This is a genomic window from Pseudomonas sp. LBUM1672 (genome assembly GCF_059695655.1).
On record NZ_CP166781.1, the window covers coordinates 3,955,667 to 3,980,562 of the forward strand.

Genomic DNA, 24,896 nt, shown 5'->3' on the forward strand with positions numbered 1-24,896 from the left:
TACGATCGACTACCTCATGCCGGACATGCATTTTATGGTTATCCGGCATGACACCTACTTCTCCACAGTACGACAAGTTCGATATTCGACAGCAGCGCCCCATCGCTGGTGAATATCGACGCTTTACTACTGGCGATGCGGTGTTTTTCTCGCCACTACCCGTTCCGACCGGACAAATCCCAATGGATCTCGGCGGAAGTTTTGTTGAAGTCAACGACACCTATCTGGACTTGGGTAGCAGCAATCTCACCAAGTCTTTCCAAGCACGATTAGCTGTGTCACTCCCAACAGTCGTAGTTATCGTTTGTCTATTTGTTCTCCCAACATTGATGGGCTTCGCAGCATTCATAAACCCATTCGGCAGAAGCTTCTGGTTTTACTTCAACGATTTTTTTGAGTTCGGAATATCACTAGCGCTCTGGTGTGGAGGGGGAGCAGCGCTGATTGGCCTGTACGCGATTATCAGCACCACAAGGAACAACGCCCGCGCCAGACCCATCCGATTTAACCGTCAACGCCGAGAGGTCTGTTTCTTCCCGAATGGCTCCGACGAAGCCGTGATCCAGCCTTGGGAAGACACGGTTGCGTGGATCTCAGTCAGCACCGGATTCACTGGAGTAGGCGTAATCAGTAGCTACACCTTTGGCATGGCCCTAGATAATCCCAAGGCCGATACGGTGCACTTTCTCACACAGGAGGTCATGACTCCTGTTCATGGACTAGGCAAATGGGAAGCCATACGTACCTACATGGAAAAAGGACCGGAGTTCTGCCCTGGTAAAGCACCCTACGAGGGTCGCCACACCTTCGATAAAGAACGACAAGACATGCACGAGGAATACCAGCACAACGAACGTTCCGCATTAGGAGTTGGTTGGTGGTACCTGACACACTTGATCACTTGGTGGCGTTTTCCGTACTGGGTAGCAGAATGGGACCATCGTTTCAGCATGAAATCTCTGCCGGACTCCATTGCTGAGTGGTCAAAACCCCTTCCGCCTAAGCAGTGGGCCAAGTCGAGCTCAGCTTTGAACGAGCAAAGTGCGAAGATCGAAAAAGCCTTTGCTCAAGGACAGGATTTCATGACGTACTTTAAGACTAACCTCAGCAAAAACGAGGAAAAGGCGCCGGTAGATAGTTCGGCATTATGAAGTCAAAGGGCGCGACGCAACGGCTGCGATTTGCTGGATGTCATAGGCTGACGTTTACAGGCACAGCTTTATATAAAAAAAAACGGGCAATCTTATGATCGCCCGTTTTTTATACATTCACCGCCAACAAACTCTCCCCAACCTCATACTTAACAACCACCCGCTTCCTATAAAGCCGCTCATTCTCCAACACCTCACTCCCCTGCCCTTTACTTCGCCGCCCCTGAACCGAATGGCAGTACCCGACCTTCATCAGGAAACCGATCGAAGCTGTGGTTTGACCGCTCCACCACTAAAAGCGGCGAATGAATGGCCACCAAATGACAGGTCCATGCCTTCGACGTAACCGCGTTTGCGGGTCGGGCGGCAGAAGGAAAAGTATTCACCCGACGCGATGGCTATGCCGTTATTGATGACACGGCCTGTTTGAGGTTGATGACTTTGTTGTGTTGCAGCGCAATTTCGGAGTTGCCGAGTTTACGAATGAGCTTGGAGGTGTGTTTGAGGTAGCGAAACGACATGCGGGATTCGGCGTTGACGTACTGCTGCAGGTGCATATCGCACCCGGGAGGTGTTCGCCCAGTGTAATGGCCTCGGCAATCCATGCACTGGTAAAGAGCCCTGCCACTGGGCGAACGGGAAGTATTTTAATAGAAGTTGGCGAAGTTGTCCGTACACATAATCATGAAATTTATCGATACAACATTAATTAAATGTCATCTTAAATATTATTTGTACGACAACAAAAACTCACCAGTTCGACCATTAAAACTGATTGTTCTTATACAAAAAAACTGTACGAGAACAATCAATATATAGAGCTAATACTCAACTTCAGTGTTTGCTGGTCACTGTGAGGATATCGGTGTAGGTCACGACGACACTCTGTCCAACTTTCAGGTCTTTCAATTTTGCTTGAACTTCGGGCCGTACAACGTCGATGGTTTTGGACTGACCAGCAGGGTTTTCGAAGGTCAGCTGGTTCTTCTTCAGGTCGATTTTGGTGATTTTCAGCTGAACCTGCACCTGACGGTAGGCTTCGCCGCCCGGGTTGTCGCTGCCGGGCGCGGCTCGGACTTCGCCGGTGCGCTCGACAGTGCCCGGCAGGCCTTTGTCGACATCGGTGTCGAGGTAGGCGGCGACAGCGCTGGTGACCTTCACGTCGACTTGATCGCCGACTTTCAGGTTATCGAGGTTTTTCGCCTTTTCAGTCAGTTGCACATGGACCTGGCGACCTTCCGGCCCTTCCAGGACGACCCGGTGATTCGCCGCATCGACCGATACGACTTTGGTGGTGACCTGATCCGCTTCCACAACGGCCGACAGCGGAATGTCCGCGGCCATGGCGCCAAGGCTGCCGGTGGAAAGCAAGGTGGCGAGGGTGATGGCTTTGGTCAGTGCGTGAAGTTTCATAGGCGGTACATTCCCTGTGATGAATGGCAGCAGACGGCTCTGGCTCGAGGGTCAGCGCCGACTGTGCAACTCAGCATAGACGCAGTTCAGGGAGTTTTTGCAGTTTCTTGCGCGGTGGATTCACCGCTTTGCGTGCCCTTGCCGCTTTCCTTGCGCCGGGTCGGATCGGTGGGGCGCAGGGCATCGTTGTCGCGCTCGACTTCGCCGGGTGGTCGTGGTTCGTCAGGGTGTTCGGCGGTGTCGGGGGATTGGGGTTTCATGGTGGTTCTCCTCAGGCTTGGGGATCATCGACCTCTTGGGCGACGTTCACCGCGGGCGAGTCTTTGTGGGATTGCTCGGCCTTGGCCTTCAAGGCCTGCCATTGTTCCAGGTCGATGGCGCCCTGCCCCAGCAAATCGTCGGCCACCCGCAGCAGTTCGCTGTAATGGGCGTCGGGGGATTGCTGCCAGTAGGCCTTGTCTTCGAACAGGCGTTGCCAGGAGTCGAGGTCGGGGGGTTTGAGGTCTTCGCTCATGACGGGCTCCATTGAACGGGCTTGTTAACTTAGGAGGCCGTCGCCGAACCGAGAGTTCCGACTCAATACCCGGTCATTTCGAGGTAGCCGGTGCCACCTTTGAATTGCACCGGGCCTTCCCAGTAAGGAATGCGCAGATCCATCCAGGCATTGGGATTGAGCGCGGTGATGGAGATGTCGAGGTGTTTGGCGGGAATCTTGATCGACCAGCGCACCGGCATATCACGCCCGGCGACTTTGGTGGTGTCTTGCGGTGTGAGGCTGATGTCGGAGGCATGCAATGACTGAGTCTGGCCTTGGGCATCGATCCACGTGCCCGTGAGGTAAGGCGCGCCGTCCTTTTGCCGCATGCGGTACAGCATGACCTGTTCGCCGCTGTCCAGGTGCAGCGAAAACCAGTCCCAACCCGTTTGGTTGGCCGTCAACGGCTGGCTGCTCCATTCCCGATCAAGCCAGGCCGGGCCGCTGACCTGATAAGTCTTGCCATCGATTTCCAGCGCGCCACTGGCCTGGAAAAACGGCTGGCTGTAGTAATACGACGCCTGCCCTTGTTCGGATTTCTGACTGAATCCCTTGTCACCCTGAAGCACCAGAGGTCGGGTGGACGTCAGCCGCAGTTGGTAGCTGAAGCCCTTGTCCCGCGCGCTGAGTTGCAGATCGGCCAAGGCATCGGCGCCTTGGCTGCTGAAACGCCAATCGTCGATCCAGGCAGTGAACGGTGCGAGGCTCACGCCCGCCTGACCCACGCCGCCACGGGCGTAGCGTTCGGCCGCGTGATGGGCGGTTGCCGACGTCACGGCCGCGTGCCCCAGCCAAATGGTCTGATTGCCCCAGCCAGGCTGCTCCGGAACAGCTTTCAACGCGCTGCGAAACAACGTCCATTGCACGCCAAACTCGCGGCCCTGATCGTCCTTGAGATTGGCGGTGACGTACCACCATTCGATGCGAAAGCCGTCGTGAGGACCGTGGTCTGCCGGAAAGCTGAATTCTCGCCCGGGCACTACCGGTGTGAATACGGAGGCGTCACCACCCAGACCTGCGAAGCCCTTCTCGTCAGGCGCCGAGTTGTCGCAGCCGCTCAACAAAACCAATAGCAACAAGCCGACCTTAATCCTCATGCGCAAACGTCCTCAGCAGGTCCGCCGGTCGCGTGCGGTACAGCGAATACAGCGGCCACGCCGATGCCAGCAAGGTCGCGAGCAACGCCAGTCCCATCAATTGCAATAGCTGGAGCGGGAACACCCGCAACGGCAAACGCCAGCCGAACGCCTGCACGTTGATCACCGTGTCCAGGCACCACGCCAGCGCGATCCCCAACGGCAACGCCAGCACCAGTGTCAGCACCGCCAGCAGCCAGGTTTGCCCGAGGTTGAGCAGCATCAATTGCCGGCGCGTCACGCCCAGCGCCCACAGCGGCGCGAGTTGGCCGAGACGGCTCTGGCTCTGGGTCAGCAGGCTGATGAACAGCGCCACACCGGCAACGGCCAGGGTCAGGCTGTTGAGCGCGGCGGTGGCGGCGAAGGTGCGTTCGAAGACTTGCGTGGACCAGCCCTTGAGCCGCGCCTGATCGACGATGCGGCTGTCGTCCAGGCTAAAACGGGCCTGCAGTGTTTTGAGGAACGGCGGAATCAGCGCCGGTTCGATGCGCAGGTTGAAACGATTGGGCGTGAGCTGTGGCCAGCCGCGCAGCAGATGGTTGGCGTTCACCAGAAGATGGCCCTTGGGATTGCCGTAGTCGGCGTAGATCCCGACGATCCGCGGCGACCACGGGCCGCCCGGCGTGGGGATGGTCAGGTGATCGCCGAGCCGCACCTTCAAGCGCCGGGCCAGTTGCTCGCTGAGCATCAGCGCATCGTCCTTGGCCAAGCGGTCCCAGGGGTTGTCGCCCAATGCTTCCAGCAATGGCCAATGCTGGCGATAGGTCGGGTGATCGATCACGCCGAAGATATCCGCCGGCCAGCCTTGTAGCTGGATCGACACTTGCCAGTTGGGCAGCACGGCGGTCAATGAAGGCTGCTGTTTGAGCCAGGTGTGCAGTTCTCGGGACTGGGCCGGATTTTGTGGATTGATGTAGAGCTCGGCGGTCAGGCGTTGTTCGAGCCAGTCGCTGAAGGTCTCGCGGAAACCGGCGGTCATGCTGCCGGCGCCGATGTTCGCCGCCAGTGCCAACAGCAGCGCCATCAGCGCCAGACTCAGCGCCGGCAATTGCTGACGGCAGTCGGCGAGAAACCATTGGCCGAGCACCGAATGACTGCGGCTCAACGCCAGGTTCAAGATCAGATTGAGCACCACCGGCAAGGCCAGCGCGGCGCCGACCAACAGCGCCGCCATCAGCACAAAACCACTGGCCAGGCTGTCACCCCAGAACAATGCGATAAGTGCGATGACCGCAGCCAGTGCCGCGACCCAACCCTGACGCCGCAACCAGCGCGCGTGCGCCTGATGCCAGGCTTGCGGATCGGCCAGGGCCAGCAACGGCAGACGCGCCGCCCGCAACAGACTGTTGGCACCAGCGAGCAGCGCGCCGAGCAGACTCAGGCCCACACCGCTGAACCACCACCACGGACTGAGGCTCAATTGCCCCGCCACTTCCGCGCCGTATAACCCTCGCAGGCTGGCGGCCACATCCGGCAACAGCACACTGGCCAGCAAGTAGCCGCTGGCGACGCCGGCAATCCCGCCGATCAGCGCCAATGCCCCAAGCTCAACCGCAAGACAGGTAATCAGCATACGAGCGCTGACCCCGCAGGCGCGCAGGGTTCTGAGCAATCCCCGGCGTTGCTCCAACGCCAGTCCGATCGCGGCGTGGACGATGAACAGGCCGACCACAAAGGACAGAAAGCCCAAAGCATCGAGGTTCAAATGAAAGCTTTCAGTCAGCCGCGAGAGATTGTTTTCTTCATCGCTGGTTTTGAGCTGCAACTGGCCTTTGTATTGATCGGGCAGTATCGCGCTGAAATCCTTGGGCAGCAGCAGGCGCGACAGTTGCTCCGGCAGGCCGAGAATCTGCTGCGCGAAGCCTATGTCCACCAGCAACATGCCAGGGGCCATGTCGGTCTGAACATGCAGCGGCGGCAATGCCACGCCGCTCACGCTCAGCGGTTGTTCACCTTCCTGCAGACCCAACGTCTGCAAGGTTTGCGGTGAAATCCAGGTGCGGCCCGGAGGGGTGAAAAATTCGACAATCTGCTCGATCGCCAACGACCGCCCCGCCACCGCCGAACCGGCCGGCAGCGACACCGGTTCGATGCCCATTAGCTGCAAACGTTGATCTTCATGGCCCTTGAGCGTCACCCGCCCTTGCAGCACGGGCGAGACCGGCCAGCCCGCGCGGCGCAGGTCGACAAACAGTTGCTGGGAGAAAGTCGCGCCACTCGGCGAGTTGAGGCTGGCCTGTGGTTCACCGCCGATCAACTGACTGGCTCGGGCATAGCTTTCCCGCGCCTGACTGTTCAGCGCCTCCACGCCGGTCAACAAACTGGTGGCGAGCCAGAGCCCGGTCAGCACACTGAAAAATTGCACCGGGTGCTGCCACCAATGGCTGAGCAGCGCCCGCAGCGTTTCGCGAAAGACTCGCACCTCAGTGCTCGCCCGCGCCAGCCAGACGGCCGCGGTGCAGCACCACTTTTTCCGCTAGGCGTGCGGCAACGCGGTGGCTATGCGTGACCATCAACAAAGTGGTCGGGCTGTCGTTGAGCAATTCCAACAGCAGCTTCAAGACCTCATCGCTGGTGGCCTCGTCGAGGCTGCCGGTGGGCTCGTCGGCCAGCAGCAATTTGGGCTGCGACGCCAGGGCGCGGCCCAACGCGACGCGCTGTTGCTGCCCGCCGGAGAGTTGCTCGGGATAACGCCGCAGCAAATCACTCAAGCCCAGCCGCTGCACCAGATGCGCCTGCCAGCGCGGGTCATGCCGCCCCGCCAGCCGCGCTTGAAACGCTAGATTGTCTTCGACGCGCAGGCTGCCGATCAGGTTGAACTGCTGGAACACCAGGCCGATTTCAGTCCGCCGCCAATTGGCCAGTTGCCCTTCGCTCATCTGATCCAGACGATGCTCGCCGCTTTGGATGCTGCCCTGATCGACCTTGTCCAGCCCGGCGATCAAGTGCAGCAACGTGCTCTTGCCGCTGCCCGACTCGCCCATCAATGCCAGGCTGCTGCCGGGTTTCAATGTCAGGTCGACACCTTGCAGCACCGGCAATGGACCTTGCGGAGTGGCGTAGCTTTTGAAGACGCCTTGGACCTGAAGCATGAAGGGAGGCTCGCTGAAGTCAGAGCGCCTAGGATAGCGGACGGTAGCGGCACCGCGTTATCGTTCTTCGCGGGCAAGCCACGCTCCCACAGGACCGCGTCGTTCACAATATTGGTGAACAACGCAGTCCTGTGGGAGTGAGCCTGCTCGCGATGAGGCCAGTTCAGACAACCCAAAACCTCACTGCCCCACCGCCACGCTCGTCGCCGCCTGCCCCGGTGTAACAATGCTGTTCAGATCAATGTGCTTCCACTCAGGTTTGGCCCCCAGCCGCGCATTGAACCGATAGTTGAACGTAAACTCGTCCGCCGTCGGCACGCTCAATGGCTTGCCATACACCGACTCGATCCCCGCCAGGTCATACCCCATCAACTGCAGCAGCGTCGGGAAGATGTTGTAGTGACTCGATCGGTCCTTGTTCCCGGCCAGCGCCTTCTGCCAATCCAGTGTGCGCAACTGATCCCCTTGAATCACCACCAGCGGCACCAGGCCCTCCTCCTGCACCGGATCACCGCCACAGTGCAAATTCAACCCCGGATTGCCCCGTTCATGCAGGTCCTGCCCATGGTCCGAGGTGTAGATCAGCAGCGCATTGCTCATGTCCGCCTGGGCAAACACCCGTGAGAAAAACTCCCCGACGTTCCACAGCAACGTGTTCTTGTAGGCATTGCGATAGAGCACCCAGTCATCCGGCTGACCGTTGAAACCATCGCGCTTTCCGGTGTCCGCGATCTCGACAAACTGGCCCCGAGGCAAGGTCGGACGATAGGCCATGAACGCATCCGGGTATTTGTCGTGCACCGGGAAATGCGCGCCCACCTTGTTGATCACCACCAGCTCGGGCTTGCCGTCGTTGAGCAGCTCGATCAGCTTCGCCGCAGCCGCCATGTCACGGTCACGCACGCTGGTCTGGTCGAATTGCACAAATTCGTCGATGTCCTTTTTCTCGGCTTCGTTCATCAGGTTCTGCAAGTTGCCAGCCGTACGCTGGGCATCGATGTAGACGGTGCGCAGGCCGGCCTTCTTCGCGTACTGCCAGATCGACGGCATCGTGCTGTTGATGCGCATGTAGTCGGCGCGGGTGCCGCCGTAGCGCAGGGTGATGTTGGTGTCGGCGCTGCAATTGGCAATGGACGCGGCGTAACCGTAGTTGAAGATCGCGACGCCCGGGCGCGGTTCCTTGAGGTTGCTGTGCACGCCAAACGGCGCGTTGATGTCCAGGTAATTGCCGGAAATGCTTTCGTCGATGATCAGCACGATGTCGTGCCCCGGCGATGAATCGTTGCGCGCCAGCTTCACCGGCTCGCGCGGGCCGACCGTGTTGTGCAGGGCTTCATAGGTGAACAGATTCAAATAGGCCAGCGGCGTGTACATGATCGGCAGGCCACGGGCGCCCTCGCCCGCTCGCACGAACAACACCGCACTGAGCAGCAGCACCCCAAGCACCGGCGCCGCCACCAGCAACGCGCCGGGCAGCGGCATGCGCCGACGCGGTTTGAGTCCGATGCCGAACAGCAGCAGCAAGCCGCCGAGCACCCCACTGATGATCGCGTCGCGATACTGGTACGCCGCCTCCTGGATAAATCCGCCGGAGTACACCATCGACACAAAGCTGCTGTAGGTCAGGTAATCGGCCGTGACGCGCGTATAGACATCGAAAAACACCGCCGAGAAAAACATCGCCAGGGCAAACACATGACGGATCAACGTCTGGCGGATGTACGCGGTCATGAAAAGCGCCACGGTCAGCGCGATAAACATCCCGCCAAAGAGCAGCACCGGGAAACCGATCCCCATTGCGCTCAGGCGTTCCAGGTAATAGTCGTAGTTCTTAACTAAATAGAGAACTAAGAGCAGTTCTTTGAGGTATCGAATCATAGTATTTCCGATTCTCGCGGCCGTTCGTTGGCCAATAGATTGTCGGCCATTTTTTGACACTAGCACCGGGCCATCAAAGCGCAAGAAATGTCGGGTTTTTACACAAAGCGTCAAAAAAACGTTGACTCAAATCTGACACACCCGACCGGCTGTAACCCCCGTGTTTCAAGCCCTACGACCGTTTATCGTTTTCTTCCAAATGTAAAAAACCCGTCAAAACCGCGGCAAATCCAGCAGCGGCAAGCACTTGATGGCAAAACGCCCCAAAAATGGGCCTGTTATAGCCACTTAACATGTCATTTTGCTGACACGTTTTCCCAACGCTGGGCTATACCCCTTTTGACAGTCTTATTTAAGTTCTTTCAACCGTCTTACGAGGCACGCCAATATGGACGTGAGCGTATTTGGTACGGGCTACGTCGGCCTGATACAAGCAGCGGCACTGGCCGATGTCGGACATCGTGTCTTATGTGTCGACATCGATCCTAACAAGATCAAGCAACTGCAACAGGCCGTCCCGCCAATCAGCGAACCGGGGTTATCCGGCACGCTGGAAGAAAACATCAAGGCCGGTCGTCTGCTGTTCACGACCCAGGCCAGCGATGCGGTCGAACACGCCGAGCTGATTTTCATCGCCGTCGGCACGCCCGCCGATGAAGACGGTTCCGCCGACCTCAGCCACGTGCTGAATGTGGCCCGCCAGATCGCCAGTTACATGGAGGCCGATCGCACCCTGATCATCAAGTCCACCGTGCCGGTCGGCACCGCAGACCAAGTGGCTGCCACCGCCAACGAAGAACTGCTTCGTCGCGGCAAGAGCGCCCTGAATGTGCGGGTGGTCTCCAACCCCGAATTTCTCAAGGAAGGCAGCGCCCTCGCCGATTGCATGCGCCCGGACCGGATCATCGTCGGCACCGACGACGAGGAAGCCCGCGGCCAGCTGAGCGAGCTCTACGCGCCGTTCTGCCGCAACCATGAAAAGATCATGTTCATGGACAACCGCAGTGCCGAGCTGACCAAGTACGCGGCCAACGCGATGCTCGCCACGCGCATCAGTTTCATGAACGAACTGGCCAACCTCACCGAACTGCTGGGGGCTGACATCGAAGCGGTGCGCAAAGGCATCGGTTCGGACCCGCGCATCGGTTATCACTTCATTTACCCGGGTTGCGGTTTTGGTGGCTCGTGCTTCCCCAAGGATCTGCGCGCCCTGCTGCACACCGCCGAACACAACGGCATGCCGTTGCGTCTGCTGCGTAGCGTCACTGACGTCAACGACAGCCAGCGCCACATCCTCTTCAGCAAACTGAAAGCGCAATTCCCCAACGGCCTGGCCGGCAAATCCATCGCGATCTGGGGCCTGGCGTTCAAGCCCAACACCGATGACATGCGCGAAGCCCCCAGCCGTTACCTGATGGAAGCGCTGTGGGCCGAAGGCGCAAGCGTGCAGGCCTATGACCCGGAAGCCATGTCTGAATGCCGGCGCATCTACGGCTACCGCAACAATTTGCACCTGTGCGCCACCCGCGATGACACCCTGGAAGATGCCGACGCCTTGGTGATCTGCACCGAGTGGAAGAACTTCCGCGTGGTCGACTTTGACTTGCTGGCGAGCAAACTGCGTTCGCGGGTGATCGTCGACGGTCGCAACCTCTACAACCCGGAACAGGTGGCGGCAGCAGGTTTGCACTACAGCGGCATCGGCCTTCGGCACATTGTTCCCGAGGCGCCGCGGCCATGAAGATTCTCGTCACCGGAGCGGCCGGTTTCATTGGTGCCCATTGCGTGTTGCGGCTGATCCGTGACGGGCACGATGTGTGCGGGCTGGACAACTTCAACGATTACTACGACCCGCAACTCAAACACGACCGCGTGGATTGGGTGCAGGAGCAGGTTGGCGCTTTCCAGCTCGCGACGGTTGACCTGGCCGACGGTCCGGCCATCGAGGCCCTGTTTGTCCGTGAACAACCCGAGGTGGTGATTCACCTCGCGGCCCAGGCCGGGGTGCGTTACTCGCTGGAAAACCCTCGGGCTTACCTCGACAGCAATTTGAGCGGGTTCCTCAACATCCTCGAAAGCTGCCGCAACCACCCGGTCAAACACCTGATCTACGCCTCGTCCAGTTCGGTGTACGGCGCCAACCAGCACACACCTTATTCGGTGAAGGATGGCGTCAACCATCCGCTGTCGCTGTATGCCGCGACCAAGAAAGCCAACGAGCTGATGGCTCACAGCTACAGCCACTTGTTCGGCATTCCCTGCACCGGTCTGCGCTTTTTCACCGTGTACGGGCCTTGGGGTCGGCCGGACATGTCGCCGATCCAGTTCGCCCGGGCAATTGCCGAAGGGCAGCCGCTGAAGTTGTTCAACTACGGCGAGCACCAGCGCGACTTCACGTACATCGACGACATCATCGAAAGCATCGCGCGCCTGATCGAACGTCCACCGCACGCCAACGCCGAATGGGACCGTGAACAACCGGACCCGGCCAGCAGCATGGCGCCGTGGCGGATCTTCAACATCGGCGGCCAACACCCGGTGGAGCTCAAGGATTACCTGGCGCTGCTGGAAAAACACCTTGGACAAAAAGCCCTCGTCGAGTTGCTGCCGCTGCAGCCGGGCGACGTGCTCAACACCTGCGCCGATGCCAGTGACCTGGCTCGGGCAACCGGATTTCAGCCTTGTATCGAGCTGGATGAGGGACTCGGGCGCTTCATCGCCTGGTTCCGTGATTACTACCCACTGCCTATCGCCCACGCGCCGCTAGCGGCTGAACTTCAGCGGAGGATTCTATGACTGGACATGAAAAAACGGTGCCCCTGCAACAGATGCGCCGGGACAAGCGCCTGGACCCGGAGCACCGAATGCGCCTCGATACCGCGATTCATATGCAGGGTCGTGGCTGGATGACCGGTCGTGACGGCGGTCGGCCATGGACACTGTCACGCACCAACCGCGTGGTCGCCTGCTTCGGTGCGTTGCTGATTCTGCTGCTGATCTCGCCCATCTTGGTGGGCCTGGCACTGGCGATCAAATTCAGCAGCCCGGGACCGGTGATGTTCGTGCAAAAACGCACGGGCTACCGCGGTCGCAAGTTCGGCATGTACAAGTTCCGCACCATGGTGGCCAACGCCGAGGAACTCAAAGAGTCCCTGCGGCACCTGAACAAGCATGGCGCGGACGCAATCGACTTCAAGATCGACAAGGACCCGCGCATCACCGGCATCGGCGGTTTCCTGCGGCGCAGCAGCCTGGATGAGCTGCCGAACCTGTTCAATGTGGTGATGGGCGACATGCGCCTGGTGGGCCCGCGCCCAACCTCGTTCAACGCCTACCGCTACAAGGACAACCACCTTGCACGCCTGAGCATCTACCCCGGCATGACCGGCCTGTGGCAGATCTCCGGGCGCAGCAATATCGACTTCGACCAGCGCGTTGAGTTGGACCTCAGCTATATCGCCGAGCAGAGCCTGTTGCTTGATCTGAAGATCCTGTTGAAAACCCCCTTCAAAGTATTCAGCGGCCACGGAGCGAGTTAAATGGACGGTTCATCAGCCAAAAGCCTAAGCATTGCCAACCCGAGCGAGTCCAACCTGACTTCGACCGTGCTCGATCAAGATCTGCGGATCCTATTTCTGACCGCCGCCAACCCCGGCGCAGGCACCACCACCAGTGCTCTGGCGCTGGCCAGTCAGCTGGCGCAAATGAGCAGCGGCGAGGTATTGCTGGTCGATGCCAGCCAGTCAGCGACCAACCTCACGCAGCAGCTGGGGCTGACCAAGGAGCGCGGTTTTCGCGACCTGCTGTTCAACACCCAGAGCCCGCCACTGTTGCAGGACTGCGTGGTGAACGTCTCCAGCCTGCCCTTCCACATCTTGCCTAACGGCCGGTATGTGCGCGGCACCGAACACCTGACACCCGAACGCCTGGGCCCGTTGCTCGATCAACTCGGCAGTCAGTATCGCTTTGTGGTGATCGATGGCGACGCGGTGTACTCCGCGTCCGACACCATGATCATCAGCACCCAGGTGGACGGCGTGATCATGGTCGTGCGCTCCGAAGACACGCGCTGGGAAGTGGCCCAGGCGGCGGTTCAGCGCCTGACCCAGGCCGGCGCGAAACTGGTCGGCAGCGTGTTCAACCGGCGCAAGTACTACATGCCGAAGTGGCTCTACAAAAACCTGTAAGCAATCGCCAAAGGATGACGACATGAACGCCAAAATGCTTGTCCTGCTGTTGCTGCCGCTTGCAGGTTGCTCCAGCACTTCCGAAACCCAGACCATGCCGGTGAATATCCTCACGGCCTCACCGGCCAACGCCCAGGCCACCGACATGCCCAAGATCGAACAGACCTTGCGGCCACAGGATGTGCTGGATGTGATCTTTCACATCAGCACCAGCGGCTCGGACGCCTACCGCATCCAGTCCGGTGACCAGATCGGCCTGAACTTCACCGCCGCCAGCCAGCTCAACGGCAATCAACTGGTGCTGCCCGATGGCACCATTGAACTGCCGGGCGCCAACACCTCGGTGAAAATCGCCGGGCTGACGTCCGAACAGGCGCGTGAGGAAATCCAGCGCGCCTACCAGCGCAAACAGCTGTTCCAGCCTAACCGCAACCAGTTGTCCGTGCAGGTCATCAGCCCGCTGAGCAACGAGTCGAACCTCAAAAGTGCCCTGAACCACCCCGCTACCGGCATGAGCCGGGAGATCACCGTGGGCACCGACGGCTACGCCAGCTTCCCGGAGATCGGCGCGGTGCCGCTGCAAGGCATGACCGTCAATCAACTGGAAACCTTCCTCAACCAACGCTACGCGAAGCTGCCAGGGCGGATGACCGTCGACGTGCTGCTGAAGTCCACCGCCGGCAACGAAATCTATGTGCTGGGCGAAGTGGCCCAACCGGGTTCCTACCCGATTCGCCGGCCAGTCTCGGTACTTGAAGCGCTGACCCTGGCCCGAGGCTCCAACGTCAAGGCGCGGCTCGATTCGGTGATGATCATGCGCCGCAATGGCAACCAGGTGCAGGCCGTGCGCTACGACGTCGAAAAGGCTTTGGCCGGCGATGCGTCGCAGATTGCGTACCTGCAACCGGACGACATGCTCTACGTGCCCAAGACCAAACTGGCCAGCGCCGGTGAACTCGCGCGGCAATTGGCAGACGTGGTGTTGTTCCAGGGCGTGGGCTTCAGCTTCGGCTACCGCGTCGACAACAAAGACAGTGACAGCAACTAACTCTCAGGTGACCGACCATGAATCCAAAGGAAAACTACCTGCACGAGTTCTTCAGGATCTTTTTCGCCAACAAGCAGTTGGTGAAACGAGTCTTCCTGATCTTTGCAGTGATCGCCCTGGTCTTGCCGCTGATGCTCAAACAGAGCTTCGATATCACCGCCCAGGTGATCGTGCAATCCAAAAAACTCTCACAGGGAGACGCCACCACATCCCTCAACCAGGAGAACGCCTCTTTCATTCCACCGTCCCTGGCGGACATGGAAACCGAGAGCAATATCCTGCGCTCGCCAGCCTTGATCCGGCAGACCATCAGCGAGTTGCGCGACAAGGGTGAGTACACGCCCACCCCTGGCGTCTTCAACAAACTGGTGACCCAGCCGTTCAAACAGTACGTGACCACGCCGCTGCGCGAATACGTGATCAACCCGATGAAAGACGCCCTGGGCCTGGAAACAGATCCGGTGCGCGACACGGCGCTGGATGCACTGACTCAACAGGCGATGGACAGTCTGAAAATCGAGACCCTGCCAGGCTCCAACGTGATCTCCATCATCTACAGCTTCGACAATCCGTCACAGGGCACCAAGTTTGTCGCCGCCTTACTGCAGAACTACCTGACCAGCCGTCAGGCACTGCAATCGATCGACTTGCCACAGTCGTTCTACGAAACCAAGAAGAAGCAATACCAGGTGCGTCTCGATGGCCTGGAAGGCACTCGGCTGGGCTTGCTTGAAGCGGTCGGCTCGTCCGATCCGAAGGAAGAAATCACTTTCCGCCTCAACGCCATCAACACCGAGGAGCAAGCGCTCAACCTGTACCGCGATCGCCTGCTGCAAAGCCAACGCTGGCTCGAATACCTGAAAACCAGCCTGGCCGCGGCGAGCAATTCGAAACTCAACGATTACACCTTCCCCTACACCTTCACCACCACCGTGGACAATGTGGCGTTCGAGGATCGTGAGATCAAACAGATGGGCGAGGCCCTGACCACGCAGGTCAGCCGCTACATGAACGACCTGGCAATCTTCCAGCCCGGCAGCGAACCGATGTTGCTGACCCGCGAGCAAATCGCCCGCACCCGTCAGCAGTTTCTGAAAGTGGTCAGCAACCGGATTCAGGAGCGCAACACTGACCTGGCGATTGTCAGCTCGGTGATCGACCAGAAAACCAAGCGCATTGCCGAGTTCAAGGAACGCATCCACCAGTTGCAGGAAACCCAGAGCAAGCTGCGGCAGATGGACACCGAGATCAACGCGTTGCACGCGGCGTTCTCGACGTATGCCCAGCGCTTCGCCGAAAGCAGCAGCGCACGCTCGCTGGACAACGACCTGTCCAACGCACGGGTGCTTAGCCCGCCGTATGAGCCTACCGAAGCGGCGTTCCCGAAACCGATGCTGATCATTCCGTTCGGCTTGTTCACCGGTCTCTTGCTGGCGATCGCCCTGGTCTACGTGCGTGAGTTCTTCGATCACCGTTTCAAACACCCAGCGCAAATCACCCACGAACTGGGCTTGCCGGTGCTGTTGGTGATCAACGATCAGAACGCGGATCCGACCAACCCGCACAGCAACTGGTCCGTGCCTGGCCTCGTGCATTGGGTGCGCAATTGAACGCGCCGCTCATCCCTTCCCTGCCGATCATTCATTTGCTCAGCAGCGGCGGCTTCTACGGGGCTGAGCGGATGCTGCTGGACCATTGCCTGGCGACGCCGGGGCAGCACCAAGTGCTGTTTCTCGATGCGCCGCCAGACTTGATCGCGCGGTTTCGCCAGGCGGGGGTCGACTGCCGGGGTTGCGCGGGGCTGGGGGAACTGCTGGCGCATTTGCGCCAGCGCCGGGCAGAACGGCCGTTGATCAATACGCACAACTTCAAGGGCCTGTTGTTTGGCTGGGTGGGCGCAACGCTATTGCGCCTGCCGCTGGTGATTACGCAGCACGGTTTCACACCGCGCAGTCGCAAGCAGAAGTTCTATACCTGGCTGAGCCTGCAACTGTGCCGCACTGCGTCGGTTAATCGCGTGGTTTGCGTCGCAGAAAGCATCGCCGTGCTGTGCCGCCAGGCCAGCGTCAGGGCGGAAAAGCTGCAAGTAATTCCCAATGGTTTACCGGCGGCTCCCGGACTGCCGCCGCACAACGTGGGCCGCCAGCGTTGGCTGGCGGGTTATGTCGGGCGGCTGAGCAGTGAAAAAGGCCCGGACTTTTTTCTCGATGCGCTGATTCCACTCTGCCGGCAACACCCGCAACTGGACGCCGTGATGCTCGGCGACGGCCCGGAACGGGAAACGCTGCTGGCGCGTATCAACGAAGCGGGTTTGCAGGACCGCATCACCCTGCCCGGTTATCAGACCGACATGAGTGTGTGGTGGCGACAACTCGATGCGCTGGTGATCAGCTCGCGCACCGAAGGCACGCCGATGATTCTGCTCGAAGCGATGCAAGCCGGCGTGCCGGTGGTGGCGTTCGGCGTCGGCGGGATTCCCGATGTGCTGCAAGACCGACACAACGGCCTGCTGGCGACACCCGCCGACAGCGCCGCCCTCGCCCGCCAGATCGGTTCGTTGCTGACTGAACCGACCATGGCTCGCGAACTGATCGACAACGCAAAACGTACGCAATTGGACCGTTACGACCTCAAGGCCCTGGCCGAACGCTGGTCGCAACTTTATCTCCGTACTGCACGGGAGGCACGCGCGTGATCTTTCCGCTCTCGATCGTCAGTTTGTTCGGCCTGGTCTCCCTCGGTTTGCTGGCCAGCCCTTATCCGTTTCTGGCGCCGGGGGCGGTGCTGGGCCTGGTCGGTGTCGCGCTGCTTTACCGAAAACCCACCTGGGGTTTGCTCGGGATTGCGGCGCTGGTGCCGTTCGAAGGTTTCTTCAAGGACAGTTCGCTGTCGGGCACCAAGTTCCTCGGCGCGTCACTGGCCGTGATCCTGATGCTGCAACTGGCCATCCACCAGATTCCCTCCGAACGCCTGCGCAGCAACATCTGGCGCTACCTGATCTGGTTCATGGTCTTGTACCTGCTGAGCGTGATCAACACCGATAACATGGGCATGTCGATGGCGCATCTGCGGGAGCTGAGTGTCGGCCTGGTGCTGTTTGTGATCACCCTGCTGATCGGCCGCGAGCTGAACATGGACCTGTTCGCCAAAATGGTCACCCTCAGCGTCACGGCGACCTGCGTGCTGGCGATGTTCTCCAGTAAATATCAGGACCAGGGGCGCGCCGCCGGCCTGCTGGAAGACCCGAACGCCTTTGCCATGCTGATCGCCTTTGCCGTGCCGCTCGCCTTGCTGCTGGTGGTGCGCAGTCCGCACTTTTTGCATCGGTTGTTCTGGGTCGCTTGCTGCATTCTGCTGCTGGGCGGCATGACCAAGACCGAATCCCGTTCGGGGCTGGTGGTGCTGTTCCTCAGCCTGATGATCGGCGTCTGGCACTACCGCCTCGAGCTCAAACGCATCCGTCCACGGCATCTGGGGTTTGCCATGCTGGGCCTGGTGATCGTGATTCCGCTGGCCCTTTATGCGATGCCGAAGGGGTACATCGAGCGCATTCAGTCCTTGAGCATCTTGAGCGCCGGCGCCAAGAGTCAGGACCAATCCCTCGGCCGTCGCGCCTCATACATTGTGGTCGGCGGCGAGATGATTCGCGAGAACCCGCTACTGGGCACCGGCCCCGGCACGTTCCCGCTGCACTACGCCACCACCGGTTACGCCAAGGCGTTTTCGGCCAACCGCAAAATCGGTGACCTGTACCGTCGCGCCCACAACACCTACCTGGAAATCTTCAGTGAGCTGGGGATTCCCGCCGGCCTGTTGTTCGTCGGCATGCTTGGCCTCGGCTTGTACAACCTGATCCGCGCCCGCCGTGCATGGATACAGCGAAGCAACCGCGAGCAAGCGGATCTGTTGACGCACCTGAGCATGAGTTTTCTGTCGCTGGCCCTGTTCCTGATGTTCCTCAGCGCACCCAACCAGAAGTACGTGTGGATCATGCTCGCCCTGACCAGCGTGCTGCGTTTGAAAGCCGAACAAAGCCCACTCGTGGAGGCCAAGGCATGAGCCGCGTCAGTATTGTCATCCCGATGTACAACGAAGCCCATCACATCGCCCGGACCTTGCTGGCTGCGCAACGCGCCGCCATCGCCGCCGGGCTGGAATGTGAACTGATCGTTGCCGACAACGGCTCCGAAGACCAAGGCCCGCACATTGCCCGGCAACTGGGCGCGCAAGTGCTGGTGCTGCCAGGCTTGCTGATCGGCGCCCTGCGCAATCGCGGCGCCGCTGTCGCCACCGGCGAATGGCTGGCCTTCATCGATGCCGATGTCGAGATGCCCGAGGACTGGCTCACGCTGTTGTTGAAAATCGAGCCTGCGGTTCAGGTCGACGTCCTGGGACTGGATTTGCACACGCCGGCCGAAGCCCCGTGGTATGCCAACGCCTGGCAACGTCGCACCTTGCGCCCGAACAACGAGACGGTGCAAACGGTGCGCTGGCTGCCCAGCTCCAACCTGTTGATGCGCCGCCCCTGGTTCGACAAGGTCGGTGGCTTTGATGAAAACCTGCGTACCGGCGAGGACAAGGATTTCACCATGCGCCTTTCCCACGCGGGGGCGCGGCTGCTGTCAGTCAACCAGACCGTCGCCCTGCATTGGGGGTATGAGTGCAGTTGGCGTGAATGGATGGGCAAGGAATTCTGGCGCCAGGGCAGTCATCTGCAGCTCCTGCGCAGCCACGGGATGAGTCTGCGGTTGCTGCGCTTCCCGTTGATGTCACTGGCTGCCTGGTTCCTGGATTTCCTGGCCATCTCCGCGCTGCTTGATGGCTTCCCTCATCATGCGGTGCTCATGGTGTTCCTGACCAGTATTCCGGCGCTCGCCTTGAGCATGCGCCAGACCCTCAAACACCGCGATCTGCTGTTGACCTTACAACTCTGGGGCCTGCACTGGTTGCGTCTGCACCTGGCCGGCGCCGCCTTCATCCTCAGTCTGTGTCATTGGAAAGCCAGGAGGCCTGCCCGTGGCTGAATTCATTTTCTGGTTGTGCCTGTTGTTGCCGGTCTACGCCTACCTGGGTTATCCGTTGCTGCTGACAGTGCTGGCGCCGTTGTTTGCGGCGCGGAGTCACGCAATAGCTGAACCGATGAACATCAGCATCGTGATTGCCGCGCACAACGAGGCGCGGCACATCGAACACAAGCTGCGCACCTTGCTCGCCCAGGATTATCAGCCGGCCTCGCTGCAGATCATTCTGGCCAGCGACGGTTCGACCGATGACACCGTGGCCTGTGCACGCAAGGTCATCGACCCGCGCATCACTATTCTCGACCTGCCCCGCCAGGGGAAGGCCGCGACCCTGAATGCCGGCGTTGCGTTGAGCACCTGCGATATTCTGGTGTTCACCGATGCCGACAACCAATGGTCCCGCGACACCCTCGGGCACCTGCTGGCGCCGCTGTGCGATCCGCAAGTCGGTGCCTGCGCCGGGCACATGGTGATCCCGGTCACCGGCGGTGGCCTGAGCATCGGCGACAGCCTCTATCGGCATTACGAAGGCTGGCTGCGCCGAGTGGAGAACCGCACCGGCTGCATGGTCTCCGCCGACGGCGCCCTGCTCGCCCTGCGCCGGGAGTTGTTCCAGGACGTGCCGGCCGAGGTCAACGATGACTTCTTCATCAGCACCTGCGCGCCAGTGGCGTTCAAGCGCATTGTCTATGTGCCCGAGGCACAGGTGATCGACCACGGCGTCGATGAAGCGGATAAACAATTCCGTCGTCGTCAGCGGGTCACCGTCGGGGGTCTGCAAAGCCTGGCCCAGCGCAGCGAGCTGCTCAATCCGCTGAAGCATGGCCTGTATTCGATTGCCTTGATCAGCCACAAGTTGATTCGCCGACTGGCGCCGATCCTGTTGCTGCCGCTGCTACTGAGCAATTTCTGGCTGTGGGAAGAGCACGGTTTCTATCGCCTGAGCCTGGTCGCGCAACTGCTCGGTTACACCGTGGCCATCGCCGGCCTGCTGGATTCGCAACACCGGTTGCCCAAACCCTTCCGCCTCGCCGCATTCCTTCTGGTGACCCTGGCCGGGATGAGTATCGGTCTGTGGCAGTTCCTGCGGGGGCAGCGGTACGCCCAGTGGAACCCTGAGCAAAACCGTTGAAAGGACTGAGCCATGGCGATCAAACAATTATTAAAACGTACCAGTGGCTGGCTTTACCTCAACTCGCCGGTGGGCCGCAATCAACTGCAAGGCGCCGGTGTGATCCTGATGCTGCACCGGGTGCTGGCCAGCGACCACGCCGCCGAACTGCCCCATCGCAATGAGCTGTGTGTCGGGCCGAAGGCCTTCGAACACTTGCTGATGTGGCTGAAAAAACACTTCGACTGCGTGTCGTTGATGGACATTTTGCAACCCGGCACGGTGAGATCGGATCGTCCGAAAATCACCCTGACCTTCGACGACGGCTGGCGCGACAATGCGCTGAATGCCTTCCCGTTGCTGCAAAAATACCAGGTGCCGGCGAGCATTTTCCTGTCCACAGACTTCATCGGCAGCCGCCAGCGGTTCTGGTGGGAAAGCATCGGCGAAACCCTTTGGGGCAGCTACGGTGAACGCGCCCGGATGCAATTGATCGACTGCCTGAAAGAGGTCGGTCGGCCATTGCCGGTGCCCTTTGATGAACTGGACATGGAGCGTCGCAGCCTGGCCTTGCTGCACTTTCTGCAAAGCCTGAAAACCCTCAGCCCTGCTGACCTGAATCGCCTGACCGATGAGTGCCCGGACGAGTCATTGCCCCAGGCACTGGACTGGCATCAGGTGCGCATGCTGGAAGCCTCGGGACTGGTGCGGTTCGGCCCGCACGGTGCCAGCCATTCGATTCTCACCGGCCTCGACGATCAGCGTTTGCATGAAGAACTGAGCCGCAGCCGCGATGCCTTGCACAATGGCTGCAACCGGCCGCTGCCGGTTTATTGCTACCCCAACGGCGACAACGATACGCGGGTGCGCGAACACGTGGCCGACCACGATTTCCCGTTTGCCCTGGGCACGGGCACCGGCATTTATCGGGGCAGCGACGATCCGTTGAACCTGCCACGCTTCGGCGTCAGCCAACGGGTGGCGCGTAATCCGCAGCTGCTTTCGTGGCGCCTGTACCGCGGGGCACGCGCATGAGCCGCAGCCATTACCTCAAGCATCTGGCCCTGAGCATGGGCACCAAACTGGCAATGATCGGTTTGCGGCTGATGCGCAACGTGTTGCTCGCACGAATCCTCGGGCCGAGCGAACGGGGCTTGTTTGCCCTGCTCAGCACCCTGCCCGACCTGATCAGCGCCGCCACCAGCGGCGGGCTGAATTCGGCGGTGGGTTTTCAGGCGGCCAAGCAACGGCCCATGGGGTTGCTGCTGAGTCAGGTGTTGGTGTTCGGTTGTTTGCTGGCCGGCCTTTTGACCTTGCTGGTGGTCGCTCTGGTGCGCGAGTTCGGCACTGAACTCGACATCACCACGCAACTGGGCCTGCTCGCCTGGCTGTTGCTGCTGGCGGTGCCGCTGACGGTGCTCAAAAGCGGGCTGTTGACCTTGCATAACGCGTCGGGCGGCGTGGTGGCATTCAACGCGTTGCGCCTGGTGGAATCCCTGGCGCCGCTGCTGCTGTTTCTCGCCTTGTTCTGGATGTGGAAAGACTCCGCGCTGGAAGCGGCGCTGATCAGTTGGCTGGCAGGCATCAGCCTGGTGGTGCTGGCGGGCTGGTTCTGGCTCAAACGCGCTCAGCCCCTGAAACTGCAATGGGACCGCGCCAGTCAGAACGAGCTGCTGCGCTACAGCGCCCGCAGCCATCCCGACCTGCTGTTCCAGCAAGTGATCCTGCGCTCCGATTACCTGTTCATCGGCGCCCTGCTCGGCAGCACCGCGCTCGGTCATTACGCCATGGCCAGCGCCGCCGCCGAATTGCTGCTGATCGTCCCGGAAGCGGTGACCACACCGTTGATGAAACGCCTGCTGCAACAGGAAGAAGGCATCGACAAAGTGACGCCATTGGCGTTGCGTCTGACCGCCACGGTGATGCTGGGCGCCTGTGTGACCATGGCCGTGATCGGCGAATGGCTGATCGTAACGCTGTTCGGCGTGGCCTATCAGCCTGCCTACCCCGCCTTGTTGGCGCTGCTGCCAGGCCTGCTGGGACTGTGCTACGCGAGCATCCTGCGCCTGGACCTGCTGGGCAAAAACCGTCCCGGCACGATCTCGCTGTTGATGGGCCTCGGCGCCTTGCTCAACCTTGCGCTGAACCTGGTGTTGATTCCGGCCTACGGGATCGTCGGCGCGGCGGCGGCATCGTCCATCGCCTACGTCGCAGTGACCCTCGCGCTGCTGGTGATGTACTGCCGATTGAGCGGCGTGCCGGTCTGGCAAACCCTGATCATCCTGCCCAGCGATGTAGCGCCGATGCTGCAGATGCTGCAACGGAAGTCGGCATGAAACGCCTGGCGCTGCTGTTGAGTCTGGGCCTCACGCTGAGCGCCCAGGCGGCGCCCATGCGTTGGGCCGACATTCGCGACGGCAGCCTGTACCTGCAACCGGATCGCCCCGACACCCTGACCATTCGCTGGGCGCCGGCGTGGCAGGCGGATGCCAACGAAGAACGCCTGTACCTGCTCGATGGCCAGGGCAAATTGCAGGGCGAGCGTCTGATCGCCGCCAGTGAATCGCGCGGCAGTCAGAGCTGGCCGTTGGCGCCGAGTGCCTCCAGCTATCAATTGGAAATTCCGGGTTACAGCTTCCGTCGCTACCGGGTTGAACACGACGAACGCACGGTAGCGCTGTTCGCCCCGGCCAAGGTGCATTTCAGCGCCGAAACCCACAACGGCGATGAGCTGTACTTCAAAGTGGCGCCGGGCGAACACGCGGTGCTGGCCGGCAAGTTCCACGGCGGCGTCAGCGCCCTGCAAGCGCAACGCGTGGGCGACGGCAAACAAGTGGCGCTGGCGCTGAAACCGTATCGAGGCTATTGGCAGTTCGACAAGGTCGAGTTGCCCGTCACCACCGAGCCACAGGTCTGGCGCCTGCGCCTGCAAGGCAGCGGCAAAGTGGCGTTCTGGCTCGACGGCACCGCCAACCTGTTCGCCCAGAACCCGCAGCAGCTCAAGCCCCTGCGCGAGGACGATGGCCAGGTCCGGTTGACGTTGCACAACAAAATGCTGGGGCCGACCCCGAACCTCGGCATCGCCCTGCCCTACGTCAAAGTGCCGGAATCGAGTTATGCAATGCTCGATGCACTCAAGCCACAGGCAGGGACTTACTACAGCTTCGTCGACATCACGGCGAAGAACCCGCAGTACGAAGATGATTTCCGCCGGCTGTATCAGGACCGCTTCGGCATCACCCAGGACATCACGCTGTTGGCCGGGAGCCAGCGCCAGGCGGACCTGCGCGCCGACACCCAGAGCAACGCCGGGCTCGACGCCTGGCTCGCCGCAACCCGGGCCCTGGGCGGCAAAGGCACGCATTACATCGGTTTTGCCGATGAGCCGAACCTCAACTACCCGGATTACGCCAACTACCAAAGCATCTTCAACAGCATGGCCCGGCAGGTGCGCAGCAACCCCGCCAATGCCAAGGCCGGCGTGCGCATTGCCATGCCCGCCAGTTCACGGCTGGTCAACGGCCCGTTCGCCGACAACGCCGCCGACAAGCGCGGCATCGATTGGGCCAAACGCTTGCTGGCCGAGTCCGGCGACAACATCGATGCCCTGGCCTGGCACGAATGGATGATTCGCGACCTGCTGGCGACACGGGTCTACCGTGACAGCGTGCGCCGCGCCGCCGAGCTGGTCGGCCTCGACGCCCAAGGCCGGCCGCGCAAAGCCTTGCTGCTGGACCAGACCAACATGTCCAGCGGTTCCAGCCTCAGTCCTTACGATCAGGAAACACACTTCGCGTCGATGTGGTGGGCGTCGGTCGTCATCAACTCGTCCCAGGACGGTTTGCTGGAAATGCTGAGCTGGTTCCAGGCCGCTGACGAGCCGAACTACCCCAAAGGCATGTTGCGCGTGCTCGGCGACGATCGCTTTGAGCTCAAGCCTGTGGGCCTGGCTCAGCAGTTCATCCGCGAGCATTGGCTGCACGACGTGATGCTCCTCGATAACGACGCCTTCGAGGTCGACGTGCTGGCCATGGCCGAGGAAAAGAAGCGCAGCCTTCTGGGTGTCAATAAAGCCACGCGCTTGCAGCGTGTGTCCCTGACCGGAGTCCAGTGTCCGCTGGCGAACGGTTCATTACGTTACTTCGGCGCCGACAACCGAGCTCGCGACGCGCCATTCAACTGTCAGGACGGTCGCGTCAGCTTCGAGCTGCCAGGACGGACCCTGTTCAATCTAAGCTGGAGCGCCTCATGAATTGCCAAGTATTGCATTGCGACCCCGGCCATTGGCCGCACCTCGCATCACTCCACTCACGGCACAGACCGT

General features: G+C 60.5%; 21 protein-coding genes and 1 pseudogene. 14 read left to right on the top strand and 8 right to left on the bottom strand.

The window, feature by feature from the left end:
- Positions 1 to 47 precede the first annotated feature (47 nt).
- On the top strand, positions 48 to 1,151 hold the full coding sequence (locus ACA053_RS18020) for a DUF6708 domain-containing protein (protein ID WP_497393304.1): 1,104 nt from the start codon (positions 48 to 50) through the stop codon (positions 1,149 to 1,151).
- A 215-nt stretch (positions 1,152 to 1,366) separates the two neighbouring features.
- Here the strand turns inward: ACA053_RS18020 and ACA053_RS18025 are convergent.
- The 8 genes and pseudogenes from ACA053_RS18025 to ACA053_RS18060 form a co-directional block, all read right to left on the bottom strand.
- Positions 1,367 to 1,681 (bottom strand): annotated as a pseudogene (locus tag ACA053_RS18025) (VanW family protein); the annotation flags it as partial.
- A 304-nt stretch (positions 1,682 to 1,985) separates the two neighbouring features.
- Positions 1,986 to 2,564 carry a hypothetical protein gene (locus ACA053_RS18030; protein WP_497312135.1) on the bottom strand — a complete coding sequence of 193 codons (579 nt, stop codon included), beginning with the start codon at positions 2,562 to 2,564 and terminating at the stop codon, positions 1,986 to 1,988.
- Between the two features lie 86 nt (positions 2,565 to 2,650).
- Positions 2,651 to 2,824: a hypothetical protein gene (locus ACA053_RS18035; RefSeq protein ID WP_497329094.1), complete on the bottom strand. Its 174-nt coding sequence runs from the start codon at positions 2,822 to 2,824 to the stop codon at positions 2,651 to 2,653.
- A gap of 11 nt (positions 2,825 to 2,835) precedes the next feature.
- Positions 2,836 to 3,078 (bottom strand): hypothetical protein, encoded by a 243-nt coding sequence (locus tag ACA053_RS18040; RefSeq protein ID WP_497393305.1) that lies wholly within the window; start codon positions 3,076 to 3,078, stop codon positions 2,836 to 2,838.
- Between the two features lie 62 nt (positions 3,079 to 3,140).
- A complete protein-coding gene (locus tag ACA053_RS18045) occupies positions 3,141 to 4,196 on the bottom strand; it encodes a lipocalin-like domain-containing protein (RefSeq protein WP_497393306.1) in 1,056 nt (351 codons plus the stop codon).
- Positions 4,186 to 6,657, bottom strand: a complete 2,472-nt coding sequence (locus ACA053_RS18050; protein WP_497393307.1) for an ABC transporter permease — start codon at positions 6,655 to 6,657, stop codon at positions 4,186 to 4,188. Before ACA053_RS18050 ends, ACA053_RS18045 begins: the two co-directional genes overlap by 11 nt.
- 1 nt (position 6,658) lies before the next feature.
- Positions 6,659 to 7,327: an ABC transporter ATP-binding protein gene (locus ACA053_RS18055; protein ID WP_109632878.1), complete on the bottom strand. Its 669-nt coding sequence runs from the start codon at positions 7,325 to 7,327 to the stop codon at positions 6,659 to 6,661.
- Positions 7,328 to 7,507: 180 nt separating this feature from the next.
- On the bottom strand, positions 7,508 to 9,205 hold the full coding sequence (locus ACA053_RS18060) for a sulfatase-like hydrolase/transferase (RefSeq protein ID WP_497312143.1): 1,698 nt from the start codon (positions 9,203 to 9,205) through the stop codon (positions 7,508 to 7,510).
- A gap of 388 nt (positions 9,206 to 9,593) precedes the next feature.
- On the opposite strand from ACA053_RS18060, the gene ACA053_RS18065 reads away from it, so the two are divergent.
- The 13 genes from ACA053_RS18065 to ACA053_RS18125 are packed head-to-tail and all read left to right on the top strand — an operon-like array spanning position 9,594 to position 24,824.
- Entirely contained in the window at positions 9,594 to 10,946 is a 1,353-nt protein-coding gene (locus tag ACA053_RS18065) for a UDP-glucose dehydrogenase family protein (protein ID WP_497312145.1), read from the top strand.
- Positions 10,943 to 12,001: an NAD-dependent epimerase gene (locus ACA053_RS18070; protein ID WP_109632883.1), complete on the top strand. Its 1,059-nt coding sequence runs from the start codon at positions 10,943 to 10,945 to the stop codon at positions 11,999 to 12,001. The genes ACA053_RS18065 and ACA053_RS18070 overlap by 4 nt, the downstream gene beginning before the upstream one ends.
- Complete coding sequence (locus tag ACA053_RS18075; protein WP_497393308.1) at positions 11,998 to 12,744, top strand: sugar transferase; 747 nt, start codon at positions 11,998 to 12,000, stop codon at positions 12,742 to 12,744. Before ACA053_RS18070 ends, ACA053_RS18075 begins: the two co-directional genes overlap by 4 nt.
- Positions 12,745 to 13,392, top strand: coding sequence for a CpsD/CapB family tyrosine-protein kinase (locus tag ACA053_RS18080; protein WP_497312148.1), 648 nt, complete (start codon positions 12,745 to 12,747; stop codon positions 13,390 to 13,392).
- A gap of 22 nt (positions 13,393 to 13,414) precedes the next feature.
- Positions 13,415 to 14,440 (top strand): polysaccharide biosynthesis/export family protein, encoded by a 1,026-nt coding sequence (locus tag ACA053_RS18085; protein WP_497312149.1) that lies wholly within the window; start codon positions 13,415 to 13,417, stop codon positions 14,438 to 14,440.
- A 17-nt stretch (positions 14,441 to 14,457) separates the two neighbouring features.
- Positions 14,458 to 16,050, top strand: coding sequence for a GumC family protein (locus ACA053_RS18090; RefSeq protein WP_497393309.1), 1,593 nt, complete (start codon positions 14,458 to 14,460; stop codon positions 16,048 to 16,050).
- Positions 16,047 to 17,135 (top strand): glycosyltransferase family 4 protein, encoded by a 1,089-nt coding sequence (locus tag ACA053_RS18095; RefSeq protein ID WP_256597444.1) that lies wholly within the window; start codon positions 16,047 to 16,049, stop codon positions 17,133 to 17,135. Before ACA053_RS18090 ends, ACA053_RS18095 begins: the two co-directional genes overlap by 4 nt.
- Entirely contained in the window at positions 17,132 to 18,499 is a 1,368-nt protein-coding gene (locus ACA053_RS18100) for an O-antigen ligase family protein (protein ID WP_497393310.1), read from the top strand. The genes ACA053_RS18095 and ACA053_RS18100 overlap by 4 nt, the downstream gene beginning before the upstream one ends.
- Positions 18,496 to 19,464 (top strand): glycosyltransferase family 2 protein, encoded by a 969-nt coding sequence (locus ACA053_RS18105; RefSeq protein ID WP_497312156.1) that lies wholly within the window; start codon positions 18,496 to 18,498, stop codon positions 19,462 to 19,464. The genes ACA053_RS18100 and ACA053_RS18105 overlap by 4 nt, the downstream gene beginning before the upstream one ends.
- Entirely contained in the window at positions 19,457 to 20,593 is a 1,137-nt protein-coding gene (locus ACA053_RS18110; protein WP_497393311.1) for a glycosyltransferase, read from the top strand. The genes ACA053_RS18105 and ACA053_RS18110 overlap by 8 nt, the downstream gene beginning before the upstream one ends.
- A 12-nt stretch (positions 20,594 to 20,605) precedes the next feature.
- Positions 20,606 to 21,607, top strand: a complete 1,002-nt coding sequence (locus ACA053_RS18115) for a polysaccharide deacetylase family protein (protein WP_497393313.1) — start codon at positions 20,606 to 20,608, stop codon at positions 21,605 to 21,607.
- The gene (locus tag ACA053_RS18120; protein WP_497393314.1) at positions 21,604 to 22,908 is read left to right on the top strand and encodes a lipopolysaccharide biosynthesis protein; all 1,305 of its coding nucleotides are present in this window, start codon (positions 21,604 to 21,606) and stop codon (positions 22,906 to 22,908) included. Before ACA053_RS18115 ends, ACA053_RS18120 begins: the two co-directional genes overlap by 4 nt.
- Entirely contained in the window at positions 22,905 to 24,824 is a 1,920-nt protein-coding gene (locus ACA053_RS18125) for a hypothetical protein (RefSeq protein ID WP_497393315.1), read from the top strand. Before ACA053_RS18120 ends, ACA053_RS18125 begins: the two co-directional genes overlap by 4 nt.
- The last annotated feature ends 72 nt before the right edge of the window (positions 24,825 to 24,896 follow it).